The sequence below is a fragment of the Janthinobacterium sp. J1-1 genome, from assembly GCF_030944405.1.
Lineage (GTDB): Bacteria > Pseudomonadota > Gammaproteobacteria > Burkholderiales > Burkholderiaceae_D > Janthinobacterium.
In genome coordinates this window covers 2474586-2501080 of the sequence record NZ_CP132339.1, presented here as the reverse complement: position 1 = coordinate 2501080, position 26495 = coordinate 2474586, and the positions used below count along the sequence as shown (strand labels likewise).

At 63.2% G+C, this 26495-nt stretch carries 30 protein-coding genes; 14 read left to right on the top strand and 16 right to left on the bottom strand.

The window, feature by feature from the left end:
- The first annotated feature begins 18 nt into the window (after positions 1–18).
- From fliF to fliR, 13 genes are all read left to right on the top strand, one after another.
- Positions 19–1737, top strand: a complete 1719-nt coding sequence (fliF, locus tag Q8L25_RS11390) for a flagellar basal-body MS-ring/collar protein FliF (protein ID WP_308924921.1) — start codon at positions 19–21, stop codon at positions 1735–1737.
- Complete coding sequence (fliG, locus tag Q8L25_RS11385; protein WP_308924920.1) at positions 1730–2728, top strand: flagellar motor switch protein FliG; 999 nt, start codon at positions 1730–1732, stop codon at positions 2726–2728. Before fliF ends, fliG begins: the two co-directional genes overlap by 8 nt.
- A 43-nt stretch (positions 2729–2771) precedes the next feature.
- On the top strand, positions 2772–3473 hold the full coding sequence (locus Q8L25_RS11380) for a flagellar assembly protein FliH (RefSeq protein ID WP_308925706.1): 702 nt from the start codon (positions 2772–2774) through the stop codon (positions 3471–3473).
- A gap of 92 nt (positions 3474–3565) precedes the next feature.
- Positions 3566–4882, top strand: a complete 1317-nt coding sequence (gene fliI / locus Q8L25_RS11375; protein WP_308925705.1) for a flagellar protein export ATPase FliI — start codon at positions 3566–3568, stop codon at positions 4880–4882.
- 33 nt (positions 4883–4915) lie between these two features.
- Positions 4916–5356 (top strand): flagellar export protein FliJ, encoded by a 441-nt coding sequence (gene fliJ, locus Q8L25_RS11370; RefSeq protein WP_308924919.1) that lies wholly within the window; start codon positions 4916–4918, stop codon positions 5354–5356.
- A 42-nt stretch (positions 5357–5398) separates the two neighbouring features.
- On the top strand, positions 5399–6601 hold the full coding sequence (locus Q8L25_RS11365) for a flagellar hook-length control protein FliK (protein WP_308924918.1): 1203 nt from the start codon (positions 5399–5401) through the stop codon (positions 6599–6601).
- Positions 6602–6743: 142 nt separating this feature from the next.
- On the top strand, positions 6744–7259 hold the full coding sequence (gene fliL, locus Q8L25_RS11360; protein ID WP_308924917.1) for a flagellar basal body-associated protein FliL: 516 nt from the start codon (positions 6744–6746) through the stop codon (positions 7257–7259).
- A 6-nt stretch (positions 7260–7265) separates the two neighbouring features.
- Positions 7266–8252: a flagellar motor switch protein FliM gene (fliM, locus tag Q8L25_RS11355; protein ID WP_065306849.1), complete on the top strand. Its 987-nt coding sequence runs from the start codon at positions 7266–7268 to the stop codon at positions 8250–8252.
- Positions 8253–8314: 62 nt separating this feature from the next.
- On the top strand, positions 8315–8749 hold the full coding sequence (gene fliN / locus Q8L25_RS11350; RefSeq protein ID WP_308924916.1) for a flagellar motor switch protein FliN: 435 nt from the start codon (positions 8315–8317) through the stop codon (positions 8747–8749).
- Complete coding sequence (gene fliO, locus Q8L25_RS11345; RefSeq protein WP_308924915.1) at positions 8746–9345, top strand: flagellar biosynthetic protein FliO; 600 nt, start codon at positions 8746–8748, stop codon at positions 9343–9345. Before fliN ends, fliO begins: the two co-directional genes overlap by 4 nt.
- Positions 9335–10111 (top strand): flagellar type III secretion system pore protein FliP, encoded by a 777-nt coding sequence (fliP, locus tag Q8L25_RS11340; protein ID WP_308924914.1) that lies wholly within the window; start codon positions 9335–9337, stop codon positions 10109–10111. Before fliO ends, fliP begins: the two co-directional genes overlap by 11 nt.
- 9 nt (positions 10112–10120) lie before the next feature.
- Positions 10121–10390, top strand: a complete 270-nt coding sequence (gene fliQ / locus Q8L25_RS11335; RefSeq protein WP_308924913.1) for a flagellar biosynthesis protein FliQ — start codon at positions 10121–10123, stop codon at positions 10388–10390.
- A gap of 22 nt (positions 10391–10412) precedes the next feature.
- The gene (fliR, locus tag Q8L25_RS11330; protein ID WP_308924912.1) at positions 10413–11282 is read left to right on the top strand and encodes a flagellar biosynthetic protein FliR; all 870 of its coding nucleotides are present in this window, start codon (positions 10413–10415) and stop codon (positions 11280–11282) included.
- A gap of 93 nt (positions 11283–11375) precedes the next feature.
- On the opposite strand, the gene Q8L25_RS11325 is transcribed toward fliR, so the two are convergent.
- The 16 genes from Q8L25_RS11325 to flgB all read right to left on the bottom strand — a co-directional run bounded on the left by Q8L25_RS11325 (position 11376) and on the right by flgB (position 25600).
- The gene (locus Q8L25_RS11325) at positions 11376–11504 is read right to left on the bottom strand and encodes a hypothetical protein (protein ID WP_308924911.1); all 129 of its coding nucleotides are present in this window, start codon (positions 11502–11504) and stop codon (positions 11376–11378) included.
- A complete protein-coding gene (locus tag Q8L25_RS11320) occupies positions 11501–11929 on the bottom strand; it encodes a hypothetical protein (RefSeq protein WP_308924910.1) in 429 nt (142 codons plus the stop codon). The genes Q8L25_RS11325 and Q8L25_RS11320 overlap by 4 nt, the downstream gene beginning before the upstream one ends.
- A 58-nt stretch (positions 11930–11987) precedes the next feature.
- Entirely contained in the window at positions 11988–12446 is a 459-nt protein-coding gene (locus Q8L25_RS11315; protein WP_308924909.1) for a hypothetical protein, read from the bottom strand.
- A gap of 337 nt (positions 12447–12783) precedes the next feature.
- Entirely contained in the window at positions 12784–14046 is a 1263-nt protein-coding gene (locus tag Q8L25_RS11310; protein WP_308924908.1) for an MFS transporter, read from the bottom strand.
- A gap of 42 nt (positions 14047–14088) precedes the next feature.
- Positions 14089–14529, bottom strand: coding sequence for a MarR family transcriptional regulator (locus Q8L25_RS11305; RefSeq protein ID WP_308924907.1), 441 nt, complete (start codon positions 14527–14529; stop codon positions 14089–14091).
- A gap of 137 nt (positions 14530–14666) precedes the next feature.
- Positions 14667–15908, bottom strand: a complete 1242-nt coding sequence (flgL, locus tag Q8L25_RS11300) for a flagellar hook-associated protein FlgL (RefSeq protein ID WP_308924906.1) — start codon at positions 15906–15908, stop codon at positions 14667–14669.
- Positions 15909–15956: 48 nt separating this feature from the next.
- Positions 15957–17924, bottom strand: a complete 1968-nt coding sequence (gene flgK / locus Q8L25_RS11295) for a flagellar hook-associated protein FlgK (protein WP_308924905.1) — start codon at positions 17922–17924, stop codon at positions 15957–15959.
- An 87-nt stretch (positions 17925–18011) separates the two neighbouring features.
- The gene (flgJ, locus tag Q8L25_RS11290; RefSeq protein WP_308924904.1) at positions 18012–18947 is read right to left on the bottom strand and encodes a flagellar assembly peptidoglycan hydrolase FlgJ; all 936 of its coding nucleotides are present in this window, start codon (positions 18945–18947) and stop codon (positions 18012–18014) included.
- A gap of 13 nt (positions 18948–18960) precedes the next feature.
- Complete coding sequence (locus Q8L25_RS11285) at positions 18961–20022, bottom strand: flagellar basal body P-ring protein FlgI (protein WP_374694298.1); 1062 nt, start codon at positions 20020–20022, stop codon at positions 18961–18963.
- Positions 20023–20078: 56 nt separating this feature from the next.
- The gene (locus Q8L25_RS11280) at positions 20079–20729 is read right to left on the bottom strand and encodes a flagellar basal body L-ring protein FlgH (RefSeq protein ID WP_308924902.1); all 651 of its coding nucleotides are present in this window, start codon (positions 20727–20729) and stop codon (positions 20079–20081) included.
- Positions 20730–20788: 59 nt separating this feature from the next.
- The gene (gene flgG, locus Q8L25_RS11275; RefSeq protein WP_308924901.1) at positions 20789–21571 is read right to left on the bottom strand and encodes a flagellar basal-body rod protein FlgG; all 783 of its coding nucleotides are present in this window, start codon (positions 21569–21571) and stop codon (positions 20789–20791) included.
- Between the two features lie 71 nt (positions 21572–21642).
- On the bottom strand, positions 21643–22386 hold the full coding sequence (locus Q8L25_RS11270) for a flagellar basal body rod protein FlgF (protein WP_308924900.1): 744 nt from the start codon (positions 22384–22386) through the stop codon (positions 21643–21645).
- 18 nt (positions 22387–22404) lie between these two features.
- Positions 22405–23952, bottom strand: coding sequence for a flagellar hook protein FlgE (locus Q8L25_RS11265; RefSeq protein ID WP_308924899.1), 1548 nt, complete (start codon positions 23950–23952; stop codon positions 22405–22407).
- Positions 23953–24031: 79 nt separating this feature from the next.
- Positions 24032–24733, bottom strand: coding sequence for a flagellar hook assembly protein FlgD (locus Q8L25_RS11260; protein ID WP_308924898.1), 702 nt, complete (start codon positions 24731–24733; stop codon positions 24032–24034).
- A gap of 16 nt (positions 24734–24749) precedes the next feature.
- Positions 24750–25151 carry a flagellar basal body rod protein FlgC gene (flgC, locus tag Q8L25_RS11255; protein WP_152243586.1) on the bottom strand — a complete coding sequence of 134 codons (402 nt, stop codon included), beginning with the start codon at positions 25149–25151 and terminating at the stop codon, positions 24750–24752.
- A 2-nt stretch (positions 25152–25153) separates the two neighbouring features.
- The gene (gene flgB / locus Q8L25_RS11250; protein WP_308924897.1) at positions 25154–25600 is read right to left on the bottom strand and encodes a flagellar basal body rod protein FlgB; all 447 of its coding nucleotides are present in this window, start codon (positions 25598–25600) and stop codon (positions 25154–25156) included.
- A 190-nt stretch (positions 25601–25790) separates the two neighbouring features.
- Here flgB and flgA point away from each other — a divergent pair, with 190 nt between their 5' ends.
- Positions 25791–26495: a flagellar basal body P-ring formation chaperone FlgA gene (gene flgA, locus Q8L25_RS11245; RefSeq protein ID WP_308925704.1), complete on the top strand. Its 705-nt coding sequence runs from the start codon at positions 25791–25793 to the stop codon at positions 26493–26495.

Genomic DNA, 26495 nt, shown 5'->3' with positions numbered 1-26495 from the left:
GCGCCACGGAAGGCAATCATGGCTGTAGCGGAAGAGATCGAATTGAACCAACCCCCACCGGCGCCCGCCCCCACGCGCACCCCGGTTGAATCCGTGCAAGCGTTTGCCAAGACCCCGATGGGCAAGAATTTCCTGCGTGGCCTGGGCGTGGCGGCGCTGATCGCCATCGGCGTGGCGCTGTACATGTGGAACCAGCCGCCGGAATACAAAGTCCTGTTTTCCAATTTCACGGACCGCGACGGCGGCGCCATCACCGCCTCGCTGGACCAGCTGGGCATCAAGCACAAGTTTTCCGAAGGCGGCGGCGCGATCCTGGTGCCCACCGAGCAAGTCCACGATGCGCGCCTGAAACTGGCCGCGCAAGGCCTGCCGAAAGGCGGCAACGTGGGTTTCGAGTTGATGGAGAACCAGAAACTGGGCGTGTCGCAGTTCCTCGAACAGGTCAATTTCCAGCGCGCCCTCGAAGGCGAGCTGGCCAAGTCGATCGAATCGGTGTCGGCGGTCGACACGGCGCGCGTCCACCTGGCCCTGCCGAAACCGCAAGTCTTCGTGCGCGACCAGCAAAAACCGACCGCCTCGGTGCTGCTGAACCTGCATCCAGGCCGCGGCCTGGACCAGCTGCAGGTCAGCGCCATCGTGCACCTGGTGGCGTCCAGCGTGCCGGAATTGCTGCCTATCAATGTGACCGTGGTCGACCAGGCGGGCTCTTTGCTGTCCAACCAGGAACGCGACAAGGACCGCGCCAACGGCATCAAGAGCCTCGATCCGAACCAGCTGAAATACGTGCAGCAGTTGCAGCAAAGCGTGATCAAGCAGGTCGAATCGATCCTGCTGCCGATCGTCGGCGAAGGCAATGTGCGCGCCGAGGCGACCGCCGACGTCGATTTCTCGCAAAGCGAACAGGCGGCCGAAACCTACAAGCCGAACTCGCCGCCGGAAGCGTCGACCATCCGCAGCCAGCAAACGAGCGAGTCGACCGGCGCCGGCAATGCCAATCCGTCCGGCGTGCCGGGCGCGCTGTCGAACCAGCCGCCGGGCGTGGCCACCGCGCCGCTGACGGCCGAGGCGCCGGGCGCGCCTGGCGCGGGGGCGCCGACCCAGCCGTCGCAAAAGGAATCGACCACCAATTATGAAGTCGACAAGACCGTGCGCTACGAACAGAAGTCGATGGGCGGCCTGCGCCGCCTGTCGGTGGCGGTGGTGGTCAACTATCGCCGCAATATCGCCGCCGACGGCAAGGTGACGGTGACGCCGATTTCGCCGGCTGAAATGGTGCAGATCAATAACCTCGTCAAGGAGGCGATGGGCTACAACAAGGACCGCGGCGACAGCTTCAGCGTGGCCAATTCGCCGTTCGACGGCATCGACCGCGCGCCGGAAGGCAAGCTGGAATGGTGGCGCGACCCGGCCAACCTGCCGCTGGCCAAAGAACTGGCGAAGTTCCTGATCACGGCCCTGATCCTGCTGTATATCTTCATCAAGATCGTGCGCCCGATGCTGCGCCCGGTGATGCGCAAAATCGACGATTTCGGCGCGCCACCGCCCGTGATCGAGCCGGAGCTGCCGAAGACCGACGCGGAAAACGAGGTCCTGCTCAGCGAAGCCGAGCTGGAAGAACTGGAAGAAGACACCGCGCGCGGCTACCGCGAGAACCTGGCGATGGCCAGGAAGCTGGCGCAGGACGACCCGCGCGTGGTCGCCAACATCATCAAGGCATGGATAGGCAATAATGACTGAATCGACCGGACTGCAAAAAGCGGCCATCCTGATGCTGGCCCTGGGCGAGAGCGAGGCGGCCGAAGTGATGAAATTTCTCGGCCCGCGCGAAGTGCTGAAACTGGGCGCGGCGATGGCCACCATGAAGGGCATCGCCCACGAACAGGTGGTCGACGTGCTCGACGACTTCCGCGAGCAGACCGAGCTCAACTCCACCGTCGGCCTCGATTCGGACGAGTATATCCGTCAGGTGCTGACCAAGGCGCTGGGCGACGACAAGGCCTCGGTATTGCTGTCGCGCATATTGGGCGGCAAGGACGCGTCCGGCATCGAATCGCTGAAATGGATGGATTCGCAGTCGGTATCCGAGCTGATCCGCAACGAACACCCGCAGATCATCGCCACCATCCTGGTCCACCTGGAGCGCGACCAGGCCTGCGAAATCCTCGGCCACTTCACCGACCGCCTGCGCAACGACGTGGTGCTGCGCATCGCCACCCTGGACGGGGTGCAGCCGGCCGCGCTGCGCGAGCTGAACGACGTGCTGACGAAACTGCTGTCGGGCAATGAAAACATCAAGAAATCGTCGCTGGGCGGCGTACGCGCCGCCGCCGAGATTTTGAACTTCATGAGCGGCGAGCAGGAAGGCTCCGTGATGGACAATATCAAGAACTACGACAACGACATGGCGCAGAAGATCATGGACGAAATGTTCGTGTTCGACAACCTGATCGATATCGAGGATCGCGGCATCCAGCTGCTGCTGCGCGAAGTGCAGTCGGAAATGCTGATCATCGCCCTGAAAGGCGCCTCGCAGGAGCTGCGCGAGAAGATCTTCAGAAACATGTCGCAGCGCGCCGGCGAGATGATGCGCGAAGACCTCGATTCGAAAGGCCCGGTGCGCCTGTCGGAAGTGGAATCGCAGCAGAAGCAGATCCTGCAGATCGTGCGCCGCCTGGCGGACGAGGGGCAGATAGTCCTGGGTGGAAAAGGCGAGGATTCGTTTGTCTAATTTTATTCCCAAAGAGAAACAAACCGCGTATCAACGCTGGGAAATGACCTCGTTCGGCGACGACCGCCCGAGCGTGGTGGCGGCGCGCAAGCTGCTCGAACCCGAGCCGGAACCGGAACCCGATCCCTTTGCCGAGCTGATCGAAGAGGAACTGGCGCCGCCGCTGGAATATCCGACCCAGGAAGAAGTCGATGCCATCCGCGAGGCGGCGCACGCCACCGCCTTCGAGGAAGGCCGCAACGCCGGCTATGCCGAAGGCCATGCGGCCGGCCACGCCGACGGCCACGCGCAATCGTATGCCGAAGGCCAGCAGGCCTCCAGCGTGGAACTGGCGCATTTGCAAACCATCGCCGTCGGCTTCGGCACCGCGCTGCAGCATGCCGACGAGCTGATCGCCAATGAAGTGATGGAACTGGCCTTGCAGCTGGCCAAGGGCATGCTGAAAGCCGCCCTGCCGGTGCGCCCCGAACTGATGTTGCCGATGGTGCGCGAAGCCATCGAATACCTGCCCGTGCTGCAACAGCCGGCCTTGCTGATGCTCAATCCGGAAGACGCGCAGGTGGTGCGCGACGGCATCGGCGAAGAACTCGACAAGGGCGGCTGGCGCGTGATCGAAGACCCGTCGGTGGAGCGTGGCGGCTGCAAGATCGACACCGCCAGCAACCAGATCGATGCCCAGGCGTCGACCCGCTGGCAGCGCCTCACGCATGCCTTGGGTAAAGACCTGGACTGGCTGGCGCCGTGAGCGACAAGATTGACCCGGCCGTCAACCCCCATGCGGCGCGCTGGCGCGCCTACCTGAACGACTGTTCCGCCGTGGTCGGTTTTGTCGAGCCGATGCAGGTCTCGGGCCGGGTCACGCGCGTGGCCGGCCTGGTGATGGAAGCGGTCGGCCTGCGCCTGGCCGTCGGCGCCGCCTGCACCGTGCCGCTACCCAATGGCGGCCGGGTCGAGGCCGAAGTGGTCGGCTTCGAAGGCGACCGGCTGTTCCTGATGCCGCAAAGCGATGTCGAAGGCATCGTGCCGGGCACCCGCGTGTTTTCGGTCGAACCGGCGATACCGCGCCCGGGCAGCGTGGCGCACCCGCGCCGCCGCCCGAGCGACCGGGCGCGCCATTTGCCGGTCGGCCCGCAATTGCTGGGCCGCGTGCTCGACGGCGCAGGCAGGCCGCTCGATCAACTGGGCCCGCTGCACACCACCGACAGCGCGCCGATCAATGTGCGCCCCGCCAATCCGCTGGGCCGCGCGCCCATCGTGTCGACCCTGGACGTTGGCGTGCGCTCGATCAACGCCATGCTGACGGTCGGCCGTGGCCAGCGCATGGGCCTGTTCGCCGGCTCCGGCGTCGGCAAGAGCGTGCTGCTGGGCATGATGGCCCGCTATACCGAGGCGGACGTGATCGTGGTCGGCCTGATCGGCGAACGGGGCCGCGAAGTCAAGGAATTCATCGAACAGATACTGGGGCCGGAAGGCCTGGCGCGCTCGGTGGTGGTGGCGGCGCCGGCAGACACGCCGCCGCTGATGCGCTTGCAGGGCGCGGCGTATGCGACGGCGATTGCCGAGCACTTCCGCGACCAGGGGCAAAACGTGCTCTTGATCATGGATTCGCTGACCCGCTACGCCATGGCGCAGCGCGAGATCGCGCTGGCGATCGGCGAGCCGCCCGCCACCAAGGGCTATCCGCCGTCAGTGTTCGCCAAGCTGCCGGTGCTGGTGGAACGGGCCGGCAATGGCGAGGAAGGCGGCGGCTCGATCACCGCGTTCTATACCGTGCTGACCGAGGGCGATGACCAGCAGGACCCGATCGCCGACTCGGCGCGCGCGATTCTCGACGGCCACATCGTGCTCAACCGCCGCCTGGCCGAAGCGGGCCATTACCCGGCGATCGACATCGAACAGTCGATTTCGCGCGCCGCCCATTCGATCACCAGCCATGAGCACCAGCAAAAAGCCCGCAAGCTGAAACAATTGTATTCGCGCTATGAACGCAGCCGCGACCTGATCAGCGTGGGCGCCTACGCCGCCGGCACCGACCCGGTGCTGGACCAGGCGATCGCCCTGCATGAACGGATTGAAGCGTTTTTGCAACAGCAAATTACCGAGCGTGTCAGCATGGACGAGAGCTTGGGGCAACTTGCCGCTCTGTTCGAGTGATTGAAGCCTGCCTGCCGGGCATATAATTAAACCATGGCATCTCCTTCCCAACTTGCAACCCTGATCGATCTGGCCCAGCGCGAGACCGATGACTGCGCCAAGCGCCTGGGCGCGGCCCTGAAGGCGCTCGACGATTGCCAGCAAAAGCTGCAGATGCTGGCCGGCTACCGCGATGACTATGCGCAACGCTTCGAAGCGAGCATGGCCAGCGGCATTACGCCCATGGCTTACCGCAACTTCCAGGCGTTCATGCTCAAGCTCGACAGCGCCATCACGGGCCAGCAGCAGGTGGTCAATCACGCGCAGGCGCGCAGCGAGCATGAAAAGGCCAGCTGGCAAACGGCGGAGCGAAAACGCATGTCGTACACCACACTCAATAACCGGGCGCAGGAACAGGCCTTGAAGCTGGAAAACAAGCGCGACCAGAAAGCCATGGACGAACACGCGGCACGGCAAGCTTATTACAAACGTTAATTTACGCTGACTTACGCTGGCAGCAGCGCCACAGGGCCCATCATGCAGACCCCGATTTCCCAGATTTCCTCCCCGAATGCCACGCCGGCGCCGGCCAAGCGCGAGATGCCGTCCGGCAGCGCGCCCGACGGTGATTTCCAGCGTACCCTGAACCGCCAGCTGGAACAGCGCCAGGCCAATGGCCGCGCCCAGGCGCAAACGCCGGCCCAGGCGGCGGCCAAGCCTGCTGCGCCTGCGCCCACACCCGCGCCGGCCTCCGGCAAGGCGGCCGAACAGGCGGCCACCGAGCAGGCCCATGCGAGCACGGCCAAGGAAGCGGCGCCGGCCGAGAAGGACAGCGAGAGCAGCGAATCGGAAGAGACGGTGACGGCGGAAGCGAAGCCGCCAGCCGACCCGATCGCCGACATGCTGGCCCTGGTCGGCAGCATCAAGCTGGCGATGCAACAGCCAGCCGACGCGGGCGCACGCGCGCTGGCCAGGCTTGACGGCAAGATCGATGGCAAGAGCATCAGTGCGGCGCAGTTGCTGGCCGGACAAAAGGCGGCCGGTACCGGGACCGAGACTGTGCTTGACGACGCCAAGGGCGGCGGTTTTAGCGCCAGCCTGGGCAAGGCGCAGGCCGGCGCCAGCGCGCAGGCCGGCAAGCTCGACGCGGGCAAGCTGGCGCTCGACGCGCAACTGGCGGCCACCGCCAAAGCCGGCGCCGCGCTGGCCGAACCGTTGTCCAAGGAAGCGACACCCGACCTGACCCGCCTGGCCGCGCCACTGGCGCCTGGCGCCCTGCAGCAGGCCGCGGCGGCGGCCGCCGTGCCGGCCGACAAATTGATGGGCCGCGTCGGCACGCCGGCCTGGGACCAGCAACTGGGGCAAAAAGTGGTGTGGATGGCGGCCGGTGGTGACCAGAGCGCCACCCTGACCCTGAACCCGCCCGATCTTGGTCCGCTGCAAGTGGTGCTGACGGTCACCAATGACCAGGCCGACGCCGCCTTCATGTCGGCCCAGCCGGAAGTACGGCAAGCGCTGGAAGCGGCCCTGCCGCGCCTGCGCGACATGATGGCCGAGGCCGGCATTGCGTTTGGCAACGCCACCGTGTCGGACGGCGCGGCGCAGCAGCAGAGCGGCCAGCGCGACGCTTCCGGCGGCGGACGCGGCGGCAGCGGCACGGTCAAGGGCGGCGAGATCGCCATCGCCCAGAACGGCAGCCGCGGCAGGCCGACACTGGGCGAAGTCGATACCTTTGCCTGAAGGTTTCTGCCGCCAAAAGCAAGTTGAGCGCGCTTCCGGCCTCTTTTCCACAGTTGGTTCTGCGCATCCTTTGCCGATAATGACATAATGGCGTCGTGATCCACTTCCATGCAGTCGAGTACCATTGAAAGCAAATCCAAAAATGAAAGCAGATCCGAAAGCCGACGCGGCCCTGGCACCTGCGGGAGCTTCCAAAAAGAAGCTGATCATCATCGTCCTGGCCTCGGTGCTGGTGGCCGGCGGCGTGGGCGGCGGCGCGGCCTGGTATTTCTTGCATGGCAAGGGCGACCAGGAAGAATCGTCGCCGTCGAAGAAAAAGAAACATTCCGCAGCGAAAGCCGGCCCGCCCGTGTTCGTGCCGATCGATTCCTTCACCGTCAACCTGCAGCCCGAAAACGGCGAGCAATACCTGCAAATTGCCTTCACCCTGCAGGTGGCCAGTTCGGAAGAAATGGAAACCATCAAGGTGAACATGCCGAAGGTACGCAGCCGTTTGTTGCTGCTGCTGTCAGGCAAGAAGGCGTCCGAGCTCAATACGGTGGAAGGCAAGCAGCAGCTGGCGGCGGAAATCATCAACCAGGTGAACCAGCCGTTCGAGGACAGAGGGCCGGAACAGGACGTGACGGACGTATTATTTACCGCATTTATCATTCAATAAGCAGCCATGGCCGATAATTTCCTTTCCCAGGAAGAAGTCGATGCCCTTCTGAAGGGCGTCAACGGAGACCAGGACGACGCGCAGGCGCCGGAAGACGTCACGGGCGTTCGTACCTACAACCTGGCGACCCAGGAACGCATCGTCCGCGGCCGCATGCCGACGCTGGAGATTATCAACGAGCGCTTCGCGCGCCTGCTGCGCGTGGGCCTGTTCAACTTCCTGCGCCGCAGCGCGGAAGTGTCGGTCGGCTCGGTGCGGGTATCGAAGTACAGCGAATTCATCCGCAACCTGGTGGTGCCGACCAATCTGAACCTGGTGCACATGAAGCCGCTGCGCGGCACGGCCCTGATGGTGTTCGATCCGGGCCTGGTGTTCTTGCTGGTCGACAATCTATTCGGCGGCGACGGGCGTTTCCATACGCGCGTCGAAGGCCGCGACTTCACCCAGACCGAGCAGCGCATCATTTTGCGCATCCTCGATATCGTCTTCGAGGCGTATACGAAATCGTGGGAACCGGTGTTCCCGGTCGAGTTTGAATATATCCGCTCGGAAATGAACACCCAGTTCGCCAATATCGCCACGCCGAACGAGGTGGTGGTGGCCTCGACGTTTACGGTGGAGCTCGGCTCCGTGTCGGGCCAGATCCATTTCTGCATGCCGTATTCGATGATCGAGCCGATCCGCGATTCGCTGACCTCCAGCCTGCAGGGCGAGGCGCTGGAAGTGGACAAGCGCTGGATCCGCCTGATGACGCAGCAGATCCAGATCGCCGAAGTGGAGCTGGTGGCCTCGCTGGGCACAGCGCGCGTGTCGTTCGATGAAATCCTGAACATGAAGGTGGGCGACATCATTCCACTGAATATACCCGAACTGATCGCCGCCACCGTCGATGGCGTGCCCGTGATGGATTGCACTTACGGCGTATTGAACGGACAATATGCATTGAAGGTCGAGAAACTGCTCGCCAATGCCGATAACATCAACAATCATTAAGTAAATCATCATTCAGTAATACAGGCCGCCATGCGGCCTTTACCGAACCACAGGAGAGTGACATGGCTGACAATCTGGACGACCAAAGCGCGGAAGACGACTGGGGCGCGGCGATCGCCGAGCAGGCCAAGGCCGAGGCCGAAGCACTGCAAAACCAGGCCGCCAATACCGCCAGCGCGGCCAGCGCCGCCGTGTTCAAGGATTTTTCGAAACAGGCGTCGAAGTCGGAAACCCATAACGATATCGATTTCATTCTCGATATCCCGGTGCAACTGACGGTCGAACTGGGCCGCACCAAGATCGCCATCAAGAACCTGCTGCAACTGGCGCAGGGTTCCGTGGTGGAACTGGACGGCCTGGCCGGCGAGCCGATGGACGTGCTGGTCAACGGCTGCCTGATCGCGCAAGGCGAAGTGGTGGTGGTGAACGACAAGTTCGGCATCCGCCTGACCGATATCATCACGCCGTCCGAGCGTATCCGAAAACTCAATAAATGAAGCCTGGCCTGTTGATTTCCACCCTGCTGCTGCCGCTGGCGGCGGCATGCTGCATTGCGCAGGCGGCCGATATGCCGGCTGCATCGGCGACCACGGCCAGCGTGCCGGCAGCAGCACCAGCGGTTGACACCGCCGCGCCGGCTGCAACCGTGGCTGCGCCGCAAGCCACGCCCGATACGGTGCCGGCGGCCGCCACTCCCCTGCCCGCCATGCCGCCCGGCGCGCCGATGACGATGGCCCCGACGGCGTCGAGCGGCAGCCTGCTGCAAACCATTTTCGCCCTGATGTTCGTGCTGGCCCTGCTGATCGCGCTGGCCTGGGCCATGAAACGCTATGGCCCGAAAGCGCTGGGCGGCAACAGCAAGATGCGCGTGGTCAGCTCGCTCAACCTGGGCGGGCGCGAACGCATCGTGCTGATCGAGGTGGCCGACCAGTGGATCGTGGTGGGCGCCTCGCCCGGCCGCATCAATGCGCTGGCCACCCTGCCGCGCCAGGAAGGCGACCTGCCGACCTTGTCCAGCGCGCAGAACGGCCCGGCCGCCGCCAATTTTTCCGAGTGGCTGAAACAGACCATCGAAAAACGCAATGGGAAATAAGCAGGCGATGGCGTTGAACAATCCGAAGACAATCTTGAAATGGCTGCTGGCCGGCATCGCGCTGGCCTTGCCGCTATGGGCGCTGGCCCAGCCCGGCATTCCCGCCTTCAACAGCGCACCGGCGCCCGGTGGCGGACAAAGCTATTCGCTGCCGCTGCAGACCCTGATCCTGATGACGTCGCTGACGTTCCTGCCGGCGGCCTTGCTGATGATGACCTGCTTTACCCGCATTATCATCGTGCTGTCCCTGCTGCGCCAGGCGATCGGCACGCAGTCGGCGCCGCCGAACCAGGTGATGGTGGGCCTGGCGCTGTTCCTGACCCTGTTCGTGATGGGCCCCGTGTTCGACAAGATCTATACCGACGCGTATTTGCCTTACCAGGAAAACAAGCTGACCATGCAGCAGGCGCTCGACAAGGGCGTCGATCCCCTGAAAACCTTCATGCTCAAGCAGACGCGCCAGGCCGACCTGGCCCTGTTCGCCAAGATGTCGCGCTCGCCCGCTCTGCAGGGACCGGAAGACGTGCCGCTGCGCATCCTGGTGCCGGCCTTTGTCACCAGTGAACTGAAAACGGCGTTCCAGATCGGCTTTGCGATTTTCATTCCCTTCCTGATCATCGACATGGTGGTGGCCAGCGTGCTGATGTCGATGGGCATGATGATGATGTCGCCGGCCACCATCTCGCTGCCGTTCAAGCTGATGCTGTTCGTGCTGGTCGATGGCTGGCAGTTGCTGCTCGGCTCGCTGTCACAAAGTTTCTATTAGGGGCGCCCGATGACACCCGAAAGCGTCATGACGATGGGCCGCCAGGCCATGGAAATCACCCTGATGGTGGCAGCTCCCATGCTGCTGGTCGCCTTGATCATCGGCCTGATCGTCAGCATCTTCCAGGCCGCCACCCAGATCAACGAAGCGACCCTGTCCTTTATTCCTAAGCTGGTCGGCATCTTTGTCGCCATCGTGGTGGCCGGGCCGTGGATACTGTCCGTCATGCTCGACTACATGCGCCAGGTGTTTACTGGCATTCCGAACCTGGTCGGCTGAACGTGCTGCAAGGGCGACGGCCATGCTGACCCTGACCAGCATCGAACTCAATACCTGGATCGCAGCACTGCTGTGGCCGCTTAGCCGCATCCTCGGCCTGGTGGCGGCCGCGCCGCTGTTCGGCAATGCGGCCGTGCCCGTCAGCACCAAGGTCGGCCTCGGCGTGCTGCTGGCCATGATCATCGCCCCCACCGTGCCGGCCCTGCCCGCCACCGACCCGATGTCGATGGCGGGCCTGCTGATCCTGACGCAGGAAATGCTGATCGGCCTGGCGATGGGGTTTTCGATCCGCATCGTGTTTGCCGCCATCGAGATGGCCGGCGAAATCAGCAGCCTGACCATGGGCCTGGGCTTTGCCTCGTTCTTCGATCCGCAAACCAAGGGCCGCTCGTCGGCCATCAGCCAGTTTTTGACCATGCTGGCCACCCTGATGTTCCTGACCGTGAACGGCCACCTGGTCTTGCTGGCGGCGCTGGCGGAAAGCTTTGTCAGCCTGCCGATTTCCGCCAGCCCGATCCACGGCGGCGGCTTCCAGCAGCTGGCGGCCTGGGGCGGCGAGATCTTCCGCTCGGGCGTGCAGATTTCGCTGCCCATCGTCGCCGCCCTGCTGCTGACCAACGTCGCGCTGGGCATCCTGACGCGGGCCGCGCCGCAACTGAACATTTTCGGCATCGGTTTTCCCGTCACCCTGGGCGTGGGCCTGCTGGTGCTGGCGATGGTGCTGCCCTACCTTGCGGTACCGTTCCAGAACATGTTTTTGCGTGGCATAGAAACGGCGCGCCTGCTGCCGCGCGGCTTCGCGGCGCGCGAGCGGCCGCCACCACCGCCACCGCCCAATCCGCTGCGCCCGGCGCCGCCGGCATCACCTGTCACGCCATTACCGCCTCCTTAGAATGCCAGGTAAAACCTGTCGACCTGCCTCCAACAGATGCCAGGACTCTCGCCGTTTACGTCCGCTATCGCCCCAGACCGCAATGCATGAAGACTAAATGACTAAAAACAGCGGGCCGGAGACGCGGACCCGAGAAAATGCCGATGGCGGCGTTGCGGCTTCCTTGCCGTACATGCGCCAGCCGTGCAGGCGCGCGCGATAAAGGTCGCTTAATAATTTCATTTGCACACGCTGTTTTTCGCCACTGAATAGGCGAGTTCATACTGCTGTTGATACATGAGCAAAGCAAGATCGTCATCCGTATTGTACGGGCCATCCCCGAGCGACTTCACCTTGCTGGCTTGCTCCGCAAACTTGGCTTGAGCATCCTTCAATTCCGCCCAATAGGCGGCACACCAGCCGTCCTTTTTGTCGAGCCTTGCTTCGAGCTGGGTGATCGCTTGATCCCAAAGGGCGTTGGCCCGGCCATAGCAAGACTTCAGGCCGCCATTGCTGGCGCACGCATTGACTTCGCACCTGAGTGCTTTGGTACACCGGTTTAATTCAGCGGAGACTTTGCGCGCCAGCTCCGCAGGAGGCTGCTGCGCAAGCGCGCACGACGAAATACAGGCAAGGAGAAGAGCGATATATCGCGATGAGAATGACATGCTGACCTATTTTCAATTAGTCCCGCAACGCGCGGGTAAATATCATCAAAAAGACACACTATCTCGGTATCTCGCTCATCTTGCCTGAAAATACTTCATACCAAATGCTCCCTGTCGCCATCTCAACAGCTCGAATTTCGAAGTTAGACTCCTCCTCTGATGGAACATCCACCCTAAAATAAATTTGTCCGTTCGATAACTCTCTATAAGAAATATCGACTTGAAACATATTAGGATAGGAACCGCGAGAAAGGGTTATCTTCATAGGGACTTGAACGTCCGATATGGGGCGCACGGGGCGAGTCAAATAGATCTCATGCACTCCGAACTCGTGGACTTCCATCTTCAGCGATACTGGCGGACCTTTGACCACAGAAACTGGACTCACGGCAAAGCAATAAACCGGGCACGACAGTGCGATGACGAACACTGCTTTAATCACATGTTTCACGGCAGTTTTTCCTTTGAAAGTCTTTTTAGCGCGAAAGGCCGACTTGGAACAGCGCATCATTGTCATCACGAATGCCTGCTCTCTGACATGTCCACCAGCAAGCAACTCCACCTGCGAAGCCGGATCCGAGATAGTTCAGCGAATCATAAAACCCGGATTGCGCCCAGCGGACAGAAGTGAGTGGGGCAGCGAGCTCCATCCAGAAAGGTATGGCACACATCAAACCAGCGTGCCAAATTGCCAACAGCGCATCAAGCGTAGCTTCCCAAAAAAAACGCGACAGGTAAGCCGAAGACAAGCGCCTCAACGATTGCGAAAGTTTCTCCCTTTAGGCTGTAACGCTCAGCGAGGCTCAGTGTACGGCGTTGCCGATAGGGCAAGCAAGAAGTTTTACCGGACGTTCCTAATGTTGCTGGCCGCCACTGAGCGCAAAGCGCCAGCGCTGGCTGTCGAAACGCAGTTTCAGGCTGTGGTATTTCACCAGGTAGCGCACGCCGACGGCGGCGGCCGCAAAGCCGGACAAGGCGCCGATGCCCAGCGCCCATCGGGGACCGAACACATCGGCGACCCAGCCGACAATCGGCGCACCGAGCGGCGTGCCGCCGGCCGAGATCGCCAGCACGATGGCCATCACGCGCCCGCGCATGACCGGCGCCGTCGACAGCTGCACCGCGCTGTTGACGGTGGTGGTAAAGGTCTGCGCGGCGATCCCGATGACTACCAGCATGATGCCGAACAGCCAGTAATTGGGCATCACGGCGGCCAGCGCGCAGCCGAAGCCGAACAGGGCGGCGGCGCCCAGCAGCAGCGCCAGGCGCGGCTTGTCGCGCCCGGCCGCCATCAGCGCGCCGGCCACCGAGCCGCAGGCCATGATGGAGCTGAGCACGCCATACTGGCTGGCGCCCGCATGGAAGGCCGTGACCGACATGGTCGACAAAAAGATCGGGAAGTTCAGGCCAAAAGTGCCGATCAGGAACAGCATCAGCAGCACCGACACCAGGTCGGGCCGCCCGCTGACGTAGCGGAAACCCTCGAGCAGGCTGCCGCGCGCCGCCTTGAGGCGCGGCGCGCGGCGCAGCAGGGCCGTACGCAACAGCAACAGCGAACCGATCACGCCGGCAAACGAGAAGGCATTGATGATGAACACCCAGCCGGTGCCGACGCTGCTGATCAGCAAGCCCGCCACGGCCGGGCCCAGCATGCGCGCCGCGTTGAACGAGGTGGAATTCAAGGCCACGGCGTTGCCCAGGTCTTCCTCGCTGACGATTTCCGAGACAAAAGTCTGGCGCACGGGGGCGTCGAACGCCGTCACGCAGCCCAGCAAAAAGGCGAACACATACACTTGCCACAGCTCTACCCGTCCGCTGATGCACAACAATCCCAGGCCCAGCGCCAGCAGCCCCATGGCCGCTTGCGTGAACAGCAGCAATTTGCGCCGGTCCAGCAGGTCGGCCGCCATGCCGGTCAGCGGCAGCAGCAGCAATTGCGGGCCGAACTGCAGCGCCATGACGATGCCGACGGCGCTGGCATTGTGCTGGGTCAGTTCGCTCAGCACCAGCCAGTCTTGCGCGGTGCGTTGCATCCAGGTGCCGACATTCGAGACCAGGGCGCCACCGGCCCAGATACGGTAATTGGGATTCTTGAGCGAGCGGAAAGTATTGAGCATCTGGTGAGGGGGCCTCCTAGCCTGGGTCAGTTTGTTGACGGATCAGTCCGCCAAGCGTTTCAGCAGCGCCATGGCCTGCTGCAGTTGTGCCGTTTCGTCCGGCGTCAGCCGGCTCTCGATGGTGCGCGCCAGCCAGTCCTCGCGCGCCGCGCGGCTCGCTTTCACGAGGGTGCGGCAATGCTCGGTCAGTGTCAGGATGGTCTGCCGCTTGTCGAGCGGATCGGGCGAACCCGTCACCAGCTGCGCCTCGCCCAGGGCCTGCACGGTGGCGGCCATCGATTGCGGACGCATGCCTTCGGCGCGCGCCAGGCTGCTGACGGTAGCCGGGCCATCGCGCTCCAGCCGGCTCAACACCGACGCCTGCGAGGGGGTGACGTCGGCGATATGCGCTTCTTCACGCAAACGGCGGCGCAGCTTGCACACCTGGATGCGCAATTCGCCGGCCAGCAGCAGGACGTGTTCGTGGTGTTCGGTAGTGGACATGAGGACGGTGGTGCGTTGAACGGCCTCAAGTATAACAGATCGACAGCCTAACTGCACAGTTAGCCTGCATATGCCCTCCACGCACAAAAAAGCCGGGGCGGAAGACTCTTCCTGCCCCGGCTTGCCGGCTGCGCAGCTTAGTTGATGTAATTAAACAGCGACAAACCCGACACCTGGGTAAATGTTTTCTGCGCCGCCTGCAGGGTAATCTGCTGCTGGGTGAACAGCGACACGGTCTTGACCATGTCCAGGTCCTGCAGGTCGGACAAGGTGGCCGAATATTGCAAGTCCAGGTCGTCGCCGGAGCTGGCCAGGTAATCGAGTTCCTTCATGCGCGCGCCCACTTCGGCGGTGACCGACAACACATTGTCGTAGGCCGTGCTGAGGATGCTGCTGGCCGAGCTCAGGTTATTGGCCAGGCGGGCCTGGCCGGCGTCGCCATTGCCCGAGGTGCGCAGCGAACCGATCAGGTTGGTCATGGTGGTAAACAGCGACTCCTTGGCGCTGGGCGCCACGCCGAAGCTGTCCTGGTCGCCGGGCTTGCCGCTGATCACTACCTGCTGGCCGTCGAAATTGATCGCGTCGCCGGCCTTGTAGGTCACCGGCACGGCCGGATTGGGCACCGTCTGGCCCAGGGTCAGGTCATTGATGGTGTAGCTGGTGACGGCCGCGTCGCCGGTGCCGCTGACGCTGAATTTGATCTCGTACTTGTTGCCGGTCAGCTTGCTGGCATCGGTGACGGTGCTGCTGGTGACGATGCCGGCGCCGCCGCGGGTAAAATTGCCGCTGTCGGGGGTGACGGTAAATTTGCCGTTGCCCGTCATATTGTTTTCAAACACCGCGGCGCCCGAATCGCTGGTGGCCAGGAAGCGCGACGAGCCCACCTGCAGCTCGCGCTGGCCCTGGTCGCCCGCATAGGCGGCGCCGGTCGGCGTCTGGCTGAACGGCTGGGTGCTCGATTTATAGCCGCCGAACAGATAGCCGCCGGAACCGTCGGAGGTGTTGGCGATGCCCAGCAAATCGGTCATGCGCCCTTCGAGTTCCTTGGCGATGGTGGCGCGCTCCTCGTCGCGCAAGCCCGGATTGCCGGCCTTGACCACCAGTTCCTGCACGTCGGCGATCAGATTGGTGGTGCTTTTCAGCGCCAGCTCTTCCTGCGACAGGAAATTGGTGGCGTTCGAGCGGTTGGTCACGAACTGGGTATTGAGCGCCTGCGACTGCGTCACTTCCAGCGCGCGCGCCGACGCGATCGGATCGTCGGCCGGCGTCAGGTTGCGGCGGTTGGTCGACAGCTGCATCTGCGTGCGGTTCAAGGCACTCTGCAAATTGTTCAGCTGGGTGCTGCCCTGCTCGTAGATCATTCGTGTGCTGATGCGCATGATGCTGCCCTTCCTGATGGCGGCGGCGATGCCGCTGCAAAATAATGATTAGCGTCCGAGGCCGATGACCACGTCGAACAGGGTACTGGCAATCTGCATGACCTTGCCGCACGCCTGGTACGCCTGCTGGTAGCGCAGCAGGTTGGCCGCCTCCTCATCGAGGTTGACGCCCGACACGGCCTGCTGCTGGCTGGTGGTCTGTTCCAGCAGGGCCTGGCTGGCCAGGCCGCTGACCTGCACTTCGCGCGTCTTGTTGCCGACAAAGCTGACGGTTTCCGCATACGAACCCTGGAAGGTGGCCTTGCCGCCGTCGAGGATATTGGTGGTCTGCAAGGCCGCCAGCGCCGCCGCATTGCGGTTGTCGCCCACCCCGCCCGTGTTCGGCGCGATGGTGTACTTGTCGCCATTCGCCGGCACGCCCGTCATCGCCACGTTGATGCCGCCGAAGCTGAAATTGTCGCCTTCCTTGTACGGAATGCTGGCGGTGCCGGCCGGATACGTGGTGCTGTTGCCGTCGAGGCCCTTGACGGTGACGGCCTTGTCGGCCGGAAAGCCACTGAGCGCATTGCCGGCCTTGTCGTAGCTCAGGGTGACTGGCGTCGTCAGGGTATTGCCCGCTTCCAGGTAAGTCTTGTCGATGGTGCCGGCCGACAATTTGCCGCTGCCGGTATTGCTGACCGGCGCACCGGTGGTGATCGGCGAGGCCGCGGCCAGCTTGTTGCGGTCGTTGATCAGCACGCCCAGGCCGGCCGCCACGTTGGCGGTCGGTTTGATAACGTAGTTGTCGCCTTCGACAGCCGTGCCCGAAATCGAAAAATCGACGCCATCGATGGTTTGCGGCGTGGTTTGCGGGTACGGGTTGATGACGGTGCGCGCGCCGTCCGTCTGGCGCGTCACCACATAGTTGTTGCCATCGTATTTCAGGCTGTAGTCGCTGGCCGTCAGCGCGCTCGGGTCGCTGATCTTGGCCGACAGCACGGTGGTGCTCGACGCGCTGTTCAGGCGGCTGGCGCCGATCTGCGGGTCGGGGATCTTGAAGAAATCGCCACCCATGTCGCCGTTCAGGTCCTGGCCCAGCTTGTGCTGCTCGTTGAACGTGGTGGCCAGGGCGGCGGCCACCTTGCCCAGCGAATTTTGCACGCGGTCCAGGGTGCCGCTGCGAAACTCCAGCAGGCCGCCCAGCGAGCCGCCCGTCAGCGCATTTTCCGGCAGGATGGTCACGTTCTTGCCCGTCACATAGCCCACTTCGACCCGGTTCGGGTCGGTCAGCGACGGCGTCGCGGCCAGTTCGAAACTGCGGTTGGCCACCACCAGCGGCTGGCCCGAACCGATCGACAACGTAATCGTGTTGTTCGAGCCCGGCTGCGCCGTGGTCTTGACGTATTTGTTGAGTTCATTGACCAGCTGGTCGCGCTGGTCCAGCAAGTCGTTCGGCTGGGTCTGCGGGTCGACCGTCAGCTGCGAAATCGAGGTGTTCAGTTCGGCGATCTGCTTGGCGTAGGTATTGATCACCGCCACGTTCGAGGTGATTTGCGAATCGACGCCGGCGCCGATCTCGGACAGGCGGCCGCTCAGGCTCTGGAAGCGCGCCGTCAGCGAACTGGCGCTCGACAGCAGGGCCTGGCGCGAGGAGACCAGTGACGGATTCGAGCTGAAATCCTGCACGCCCTTGAAAAAATCCTGCAGCGACGGCGACAGGCCGGCCGTCGAGTCGGCCAGCAGGTTGTCGATCTGGCTGATCTGCGTGTAATAGGCGTTCAGCGAACTGGTGGTGCTTTGCGCGGCATTGACCTGGGTCGACATGAAACTGTCGTACTGGCGCTTGATCTGCGACACTTCCGTGCCCGTGCCCACATAGCCGTAACCGGCGAAGTTGGCATTCGACGTCTGCTGCTCCACCGTCTGGCGGTTATAGCCGGCCACGTTCACGTTGGTGATGTTATGGCCGGTCGTCGACAGGCCCACCTGCGCTGCGAGCAAGCCACTTTTACCGATACTGAGTAGATTCGAGGTCATGGTGTCTTTTTAGGTTCCTGTCCTGATAGTTTACGGCAGCCGTGGCGAAAACTTGAAGCCGGCCTTCATTGCCGGCCGCGGCAGACCCTAGCCGACCAGCGAACCCTTGATGATTTTTGTCAGTTTGGCAGCGTAATTCGGATCGGTGGCATAGCCGGCCTTTTGCAGGCCTTGCGCAAAGGCACTGGCGTCGCCGGCGGCGGCCAGGACTTTTTCGTAGCGTTTGTTGCCAGTAATTAACTGTGCATAATCCTTGAAGCTGTCCGCATAACTGTCGTAGGCACGGAATTTCTCGACCTTGCGCTGCGCCTTGCCGTTCACGTATTCGGTGGTGACGGCTTCCGTGACCTTGCCCTTCCAGTCGCCGGTGGCCTTGATGCCGAACAGGTTGTGGCTGCTGCTGCCGTCGCGGCCGATGATTTCACGCTTGCCCCAGCCCGTTTCCAGCGCCGCCTGGCCCAGCATGAACTTGGCCGGGATGCCGGTGGTCCGGCTCGCTTCTTCCGCGTGCACGCCCAGCTTTTCCTGGAAGGCGCGCACATGCGGCGCCTGGGTGGCATTGGCCTTGTCGCTCAGTGTCTTGCCAGTCCCGGTCCCGGTGGTGGCCGTGGCGCCGTCGGTGGCCGCGCCCTGCTGCTGGCGGAAGGCGGCCAGCGCCGCCGCCATGCTCGACGAACGCGGCGATGCGGCCGCCTCGGCCTCGCCATCGACGGCTGGCGTCAAAGTTGAAGAGAGTTGCCGCAACAACACATCGGCCAGGCCGGTGCCGCGCTTGGCCAGGCTCTGGCTGGTCTGCTGGTCCAGCATCGAGGTGTACATCTTGCTTTGCTGGCTGTCCATGATGCCGTCCTGCGGCGACGCGTCGCGCATGCTTTTCATCATCATGTTGATGAACATGGCTTCAAACTGCGTGGCCGCCTCTTTCAGCGCGGCAGGGTCCTTCGCCTTGGCGGACTGGCGCAAGCCATCCATGCCCTTCACATCGTAGGCGGCGGTATTGCTGAGGTCGGTCTGGCTGATCATGGCATGCCCTCGATCAAATGATTTCAAGTTCGGCGCGCAAGGAGCCTGCCGCCTTCATGGCCTGCAGGATGGCCAGCAGGTCCTGCGGCGAGGCGCCGATGGCGTTGAGGGCTTTCACCACATCGGACAGCGCGGCGCCGCCCTTGACCAGCATCACCTTGCCCGGTTCCTTCTTGATATCGATCTGCGCCGTCTGCGTGACGACCGTGGTGCCGCCAGACAATGGCGGCGGCTGGCTGACCTGCGGCTCGGTATTGATCGTCACCGACAAGTTACCGTGCGAAATGGCGCAGGTTTCCAGGGTCACCGACTGGTTCATCACCACCGAACCGGTACGCGCGTTCATGATGACCTTGGCGGCCAGGCGGGCCGGGTTGACTTCGATGCTTTCGAGCTGGCCCAGAAAGGCCACGCGCTGGTTGCTGCCGGCGGGCGTGCGCACCTGGATCACGCGCCCGTCGAGCGCGGCGGCGGTGCCGGGGCCATAGCGGCTGTTGACGGCCTCGACCACCCGGCTGGCGGTGGCGAAATCGGTGGCGTTCAATTCGAGGCGGATGATGTCGTTGGCGCCCACCGCGCTGGCGACGCTGCGCTCGACCGTGGCGCCGCCCGAGATGCGCCCCACGCTCAAATGATTGACGGTCACGGAACTGCCGGCCGCCTGCGCGCCCACGCCGCCGACCAGCACATTGCCCTGCGCCATGCCATATACCTGGCCATCGGCGCCCTTCAGCGGCGTCATCAGCAAGGTGCCGCCGCGCAAGCTCTTCGCGTTACCCATCGACGACACGGTGACGTCGAGCAGCTGGCCCGGCTGGGCAAACGCCGGCAAGGCCGTCGTCACCATCACGGCGGCGACGTTTTTCAGTTGCAGGCTGGAGCCTTGCGGCAAGTTGATGCCCTGCTGCTGCAGCATGGCTGCCACGCTCTGGATGGTAAACGGGGTCTGCGTGGTCTGGTCGCCACTGCCGTCCAGGCCCACCACCAGGCCATAGCCCATCAGCTGATTCTGGCGCACGCCGGCGATGCTGGCCAGGTCTTTCAGGCGTTCGGCCTGCGCCAGCGGCGCGATCATCGATGCGGCCAGTGCGCAAGCGGCCAGCAGGCGGGGAAAAGTCACGGTCGCCATAATCAGAACGGCAACAGGCTGAGGAAGAAGCGCGAGGCCATCGAGGCCATTTCGGCGCGGTCGATCTGGCTGTTGGTGCGGTATTCCACGCGCGCGTCGGCCACCTGGGTCGACGGCACGACGTTGCCGATGCCGATCGTGTCCGGATTGACCATGCCCGAGAAGCGGATGAATTCGGTGCCCTTGTTCATGGCGATCTGTTTCTCGCCGGCCACGATCAGATTGCCGTTCGGCAGTTCTTCGATCACCGTCACGCCAATGGTGCCGGAAAAGGTGTTGCTGGCCGACTGATTGTCGCCAGCGGAGTTGCTGAGCTTGCCTTCCACCGCCACCGTGCCGCCGAAGCGCCCCTGCAGCAGGCCGGGCGTGCCGAAACTGGCGCTGTTCGATTTGTTGCCCGAACTGGCGCCCGCCTTGACGGCGTTGGTGCGTTCGGTAATCGCAATGATCAGCGTGTCGCCCACATGGCGTGCGCGGCGGTCTTCGAAGGCCGGGCGGTAGGTCGACGGCTGGTAGATGGCGCCATTGGTGGCCACCACCGGCTCGGGCATCGGCGCGCGCGTGGTAGTCGGATAAGGCACGATCGAGGTGGGGGTAACCGCGCAGCCGGACAGGACGGCTGCAGCAAGGATGGCAAAGACGGGATAACGCATGAAGAGCCTCCGATGCCATCCGGCAGCCGGATGGCATGACAACTGAATAATGAAGCTGATTAAAGCTGTGAAAGTTTCTGCAACATCTGGTCGGACGTGGTGATCGCCTTGCTGTTGATTTCGTAGGCGCGCTGGGTCTGGATCATGTTGACCATTTCCTCGGCCACGTTGACGTTCGAGGTTTCGATATAGCCCTGCATCAAGAGGCCGGCGCCATTCGTGCCCGGCGTATTGGTCTGCGCCACGCCCGAGGCGCCGGTTTCCATGTACAGGTTTTCGCCCTTCGATTCCAGGCCGGCCGGATTGACAAAGGTGGTCAGTTGCAGCGCGCCGATCTGCGATGGCGCGACGGTGTCGGGCAAGGTCACCGAGACGGTGCCGTCGCGCGCCACCGTCAGGCTCAGGGCATTGGTCGGCACGGTGATCGCCGGCTGGATCACGAAGCCTTCGGAGGTCACCAGCTGGCCGTTGGCGTCGGTCTGGAATGAGCCGTCGCGGGTGTAGGCGGTGGCGCCGTCGGGCAGCAGCACCTGGAAAAAGCCGGTGCCGTTGATCATCACGTCGCGCGAATTGCCGGACGCCTGCGGGTTGCCCTGGGTATGGATGCGTTCGGTGGCGACGGTGCGCACGCCGGTACCGATCTGCAGGCCCGATGGCAGCTGGGTCTGCTGCGACGACTGCGCGCCAGGCTGGCGCACGTTCTGGTACAGCAAATCTTCGAACACGGCGCGCGATTTCTTGAAGCCGGTGGTGCTGACGTTGGCCAGATTATTGGCGATCACGTCCATCTGCGTTTGCTGCGCTTCCAGGCCGGTCTTGGCAATCCAAAGGGAACGTATCATGATTTTTCTCCAATAACAGCGCGCGCAGGCCCTGTGACAATTTCTATTCGACCATTATGCGGCCCGCCCTATCAATTCAAAGCGAGGATCTGGGTGGCTTTCGCCGCGTTGTTCTCGGCATTCTTGAGCAGGCTCATTTGTGTTTCGAACTGGCGCGCCAGCGCGATCATGGTCACCATCGAGTCGACCGGGCTGACATTGCTGCCCTCCAGGGCGCCGGTGGTCAGCTTGACGGTCTGGTCGGCCGGCGGCACGCTGCCGTCCTTGACGCGGAACAGGCCGTCGTCGCCGCGCACCAGCATCTGCTCGGGCGGGTTGACCAGCTTGATGCGGCCCAGCACGGTCAACGGCCCCGGCGGCACGTCGGTGGAAATCGTGCCGATGGTGCCGTCGCCGGCGATAGACACCGTCACGCCGGGCGGCACCGCCAGCGGCCCCGTATCGCCCTGCACCATCAGGCCGGACTGGGTTTGCAGCATGCCGTTCTCGTTGAGCTTGAAGGCGCCGTTGCGGGTATAGGCTTCCGAACCGTCGGCCGACTGCACCGCGATCCAGCCATTGTTTTCCACTGCCACGTCGAGCGCGCGGCCGGTATGGATCATCGGCCCCTGCTCGAAGTTGGTGCCGACCGTCGAATCGACGACAAAGGTACGCGTCGGCATCATGCCGTCGGCCACCACCGGCACCGCGCGAAACGAGTCGAGCTGGGCGCGAAAGCCCGTGCTGGTCGCGTTCGCCAGGTTGTTGGCGGTGGTCGCCTGCTTCTCCATGATGTGCTTGGCACCCGAGCTGGCGGTGTAGATAAGACGGTCCATGTGCTGCTCCTTGCTGTATTACCGCAGATTCACGAGGGTCTGCAGGATCGAATCCTGCGTCTTGATGGTCTGCGCATTGGCCTGGTAGGCACGCTGGGCGGTGATCATGTTGACCAGCTCGGCCGTCAGATCGACGTTCGAGACCTCCACCGCCGACGAGCGCAGGCTGCCGGCGGTGCCGGTGCCCGGTTCGCCGATGATGGGGCTGCCCGAGGTCGAGGTCTCGCCCCAGGCATTGTTACCCAGCGGCTGCAGGCCGTTCGGATTGGTAAACGAGGTCACGATCACCTGGCCCAGGTCGCGCGTGCGGCCATTGCTGTACTGGCCTTGGATGATGCCGTCGGCGCCCACCACGAAACGGCTCAGCTGGCCGGCCGCGTAGCCGTCGGCGATGGTTTTCTTTTCACTGGTGGCGATCCCCAGCTGGGTCGAGTTGCTGAAATCGACCTTGATCGCCAGGGTGCCGTTGGCGCCGGTGGCCGGGATGATCGGCAGGGTGACATCGATCGGCAGGGTTTGCGGCGGATTGAGCGCCAGCATGGCGGCCTTGTCCAGGCTGCCGACGCTGTTGAAGATCAGCGAAGCGGTCTTCACGGCTGGCACCACGGTGGCGGCGGCAATCGCGGCGTCGATCTGGTCCGGCGTGCGGGTCGAATTGACGCCGTTGGCCACCGCGCTGCCATAGGTGGCGGCAATCGCGGCCAGTTGCGCGGTACTGGCGCCGGAGGCACCGGCGGCGGTGGTGACGGCGGCGCCGGCCGCATTGGCATAGGCAATCGCGGCACTGGCGACATTGGCCGGCACCTGCGGCACGGCGGTCACGGCGGCCTGGTAGGCGGTGCGCGCGGCCAGGGCGGCGGGATCGGTCTGCAGCGCCGCGGCAGCCTTGCCGCTGGTCACTTCCAGGTCATCGGAGGCGGTATACACGTCCCAGGTATTGGTGCCGGTCTTGACGTAGAACATCGACATGGTGTGCGCATTGCCCAGCGTATCGTAGACGGCGACGGGGATCTGCTTGTTGTACGAGGTCGGCTGGTTCATGCTGAACGGCACCGTGGTCGGCATTTCCGAATTCGAATTGAGATTGATCTGGGTGTCGACCTTGGTGGTGGCCTGCGGGCTCATGTCGCCCGGGTCGATCTGCAGCGCGACCGGTGCGCCGGCCAGCACCTTGCCGTTGGCATCGACCGGGTAGCCGGTCAGCTGGGCGTTCTGGGCATTGACGATGAAGCCGTTCTTGTCGACCTGGAACTGGCCGTTGCGCGAATACTGGATGGTGCCGCCCGCGTTGGTGCGGAAAAACCCGCCGCCGTTGATGGCGATGTCGAGCGGATTGGCCGAGGTTTCCAGGTTACCCTGGGTAAATGATTGCGTCACTTGCGAAACCGCCACGCCGATGCCGGCCTGGTTGCCGGACACGCCATACAGCGAGCTGGCGTAGATATCGGCGAATTGCGCCTGCGACTGCTTGAAACCGACGGTGCCCGAGTTGGCGATATTGTTGCCGATGACGTCCAGCGATTTGGCGGCGCCGTTCAAGCCGCTCAGGCCTTGTTGGAAAGACATTGTTTGCTCCTGGTAAGGAATTTTTTCGTTAGATGGTCAGGGAGCAGCGGGTTTCAGGCTGCAAAGGGGTTTGCAACACTTACAAGATCTGCTTCACGTCGGCCATGCTGATGCTGCCCACGCCCGGCACATTCAATTTCACGCCGGCCGTGCCGGTCGAGACGCTGGCCACCGAACCGAAGGTCAGGCCGGTGGCGTCCTTGAGTTTTTCACCGCCGCGGGTGGCCACGACATCAAAGGTATACGCGCCGTCGGCCAGCACGATGGCCTTGCCTTCGGCATCTTTTTCGCCGGTTTCGCCGTTCCAGCCCAGCGGCAAGGTACCAGCCGCCTGGGCGCCCAGGTCGATGGAATGGACTTCCTTGCCGGCGCCGTCATAGATGACGACCTTGACATTGTCGGCCGCCGTGGCCAGGTCGACGCCCAGCAGGGCGGCGCTTTTGCTCAAGGTGATGCCCTTGCCGGCCGTCAGCACGCCATGGCCGATGATATTGGCTGCCTGCATCGATTCGGCTTGTTGGTAACTGGTTTTCAAGGTTTCCAGGGTCGAATTGAGCTTGTTGACGCCGGTCACCGTCGACAGCTGGGCCAGCTGGCTGGTCAGCTGCGCATTGTCGAGCGGATTCATCGGGTCCTGGTTTTGCAGCTGCGTGACCAGCAAGGTGAGGAATTTATTGGTGTCCTCTTCCACGCTGCCGGCGGCGGCCGTGGTTTTCTTCGGATTCATAGTCGCCATCAGATCGGTGGTGACGGCGGGAGTGCTGGTATCGATGGTTGCCATAATGATCAATCAGGCCTTATTGGCCGAGGGTGAGTGTTTTCAGGAGCAGCGACTTGGCCGCGTTCATGGTTTCCACGTTCGTCTGGTAGGAGCGCGACGCGGACAGCATATTGACCATTTCATCGACGGTATTGACGTTAGGCATGGTGACATAGCCCTTGTCGTCGGCCAGCGGATTCTTCGGGTCGTACACCAGTTTCATCGGCGAAGGATCTTCGATCACCTTCTGCACCTTGACGGCGGTGCCGCCATTGGCCAGCGGCACGGCTTCGAACACCACCTGCTTGGCGCGGTAGGCTTCGCCACTGGCGCTGGTGGCGCTGTCGGCATTGGCCAAGTTGCTGGCCACGGTGTTCAGGCGCTGCGCCTGGGCGCTCATTGCTGAACCGGAAACATTGAAAATATTAAACAGCGACATGATTATTGTCCTCCCTGGATGGCCGTCAGCATGCTCTTGATCTGCGAATTGAGTAGCGTGATGCTCGCTTCATAACGAATCGCATTGTCCGCAAAGGCATTGCGCTCCAGGTCCATGTCGACCGTATTGCCGTCGACGGCGCCCTGGGCCGGTGCGCGGTACAGCAGCGGCGTGCCGTCCGGCATGGTTTCGACCTTGGCGCCGGTGGCGGTGCCGGCGGCCACGCCGTTGCCTGGCAGATGCTTCGCAGCCGTGCCAGTCAGGGCCGGCGCCACGCCCTCGCCGCGGGCCAGCACGCCTTTCAGGGCGCTGGCGAAATCGACGTCGCGCGCCTTGTAGTTGGGCGTATCGGCGTTGGCGATATTCGAGGCGAGCAATTCCTGGCGTGTCGAACGCAAGCTCAGCGCAGACTCGTGAAAGCGCAGGTAATCGTCGAGTTTCCCTATCATGTCAGGCTCCGGAAAGGTCCGCCACTGGCGCCTCATGGCGGAAGGATGGCGATATATATGATGACAGGAATGATAGTACGATTCTCGGTAGCAATACCATCGTCCGATCAGACCACACTTTCGCCCCTTAATCCACGCTTCAAGGACAGCCGGCGCGACTATCATGGCAGTATTCCAGAGGCCTATCATGATGAAAAAAATCTTCCTCTCGCTGCTGTCAGTACTTGTTGCATTGGCGCCACTGACGCCGGCGCAAGCGCAAACTGCCGGCCGCCAGTCGCCGGAAGCGCTGCGGCAGACGGTACAGCAATTCCTGCAAGTGCAAAGCAATGGCCTGCCGGGCCAGGTCACCGTCACGGTCGGTGCGGTCGACCCGCGACTGAACCTGGCCGCCTGCCCCGCGCCGCAAGCCTTCATGGCGCCGGGCAGCCGCGCCTGGGGCAAGAGCACGGTGGGCGTGCGCTGCACCGCGCCGGCCAACTGGACGATTTACCTGCAAGCCAATGTGGCGGTGGTGGGTGATTATATCGCCAGCGCCGTGCCGCTGGCGCAAGGACAGACGATAGACGCCAGCCAGCTGGTGACGATGCAGGGCGACCTGGCGGCATTGCCGGCCGGAATCGCCACCAATATGGAACAAGTGGTGGGCGCCAGCACCAATATGTCGCTGCCGGCAGGCACGCCGATGCGCACCGACACCCTGCGCCGGCCACCGGTGGTCAAGCAGGGCCAGCTGGTCCGGGTAGTGTCCAGCGGCAATGGTTTCCAAGTAGCATCAGAAGGCCGCGCCATCGGCAACGCCGGCGATGGCCAGGTGGTGCAGGTACGGACCCAGGGCGGACAGCAGATCAGCGGCGTGGCGCGCGCGGGCGGCCTGGTGGAGGTGGCATTCTAG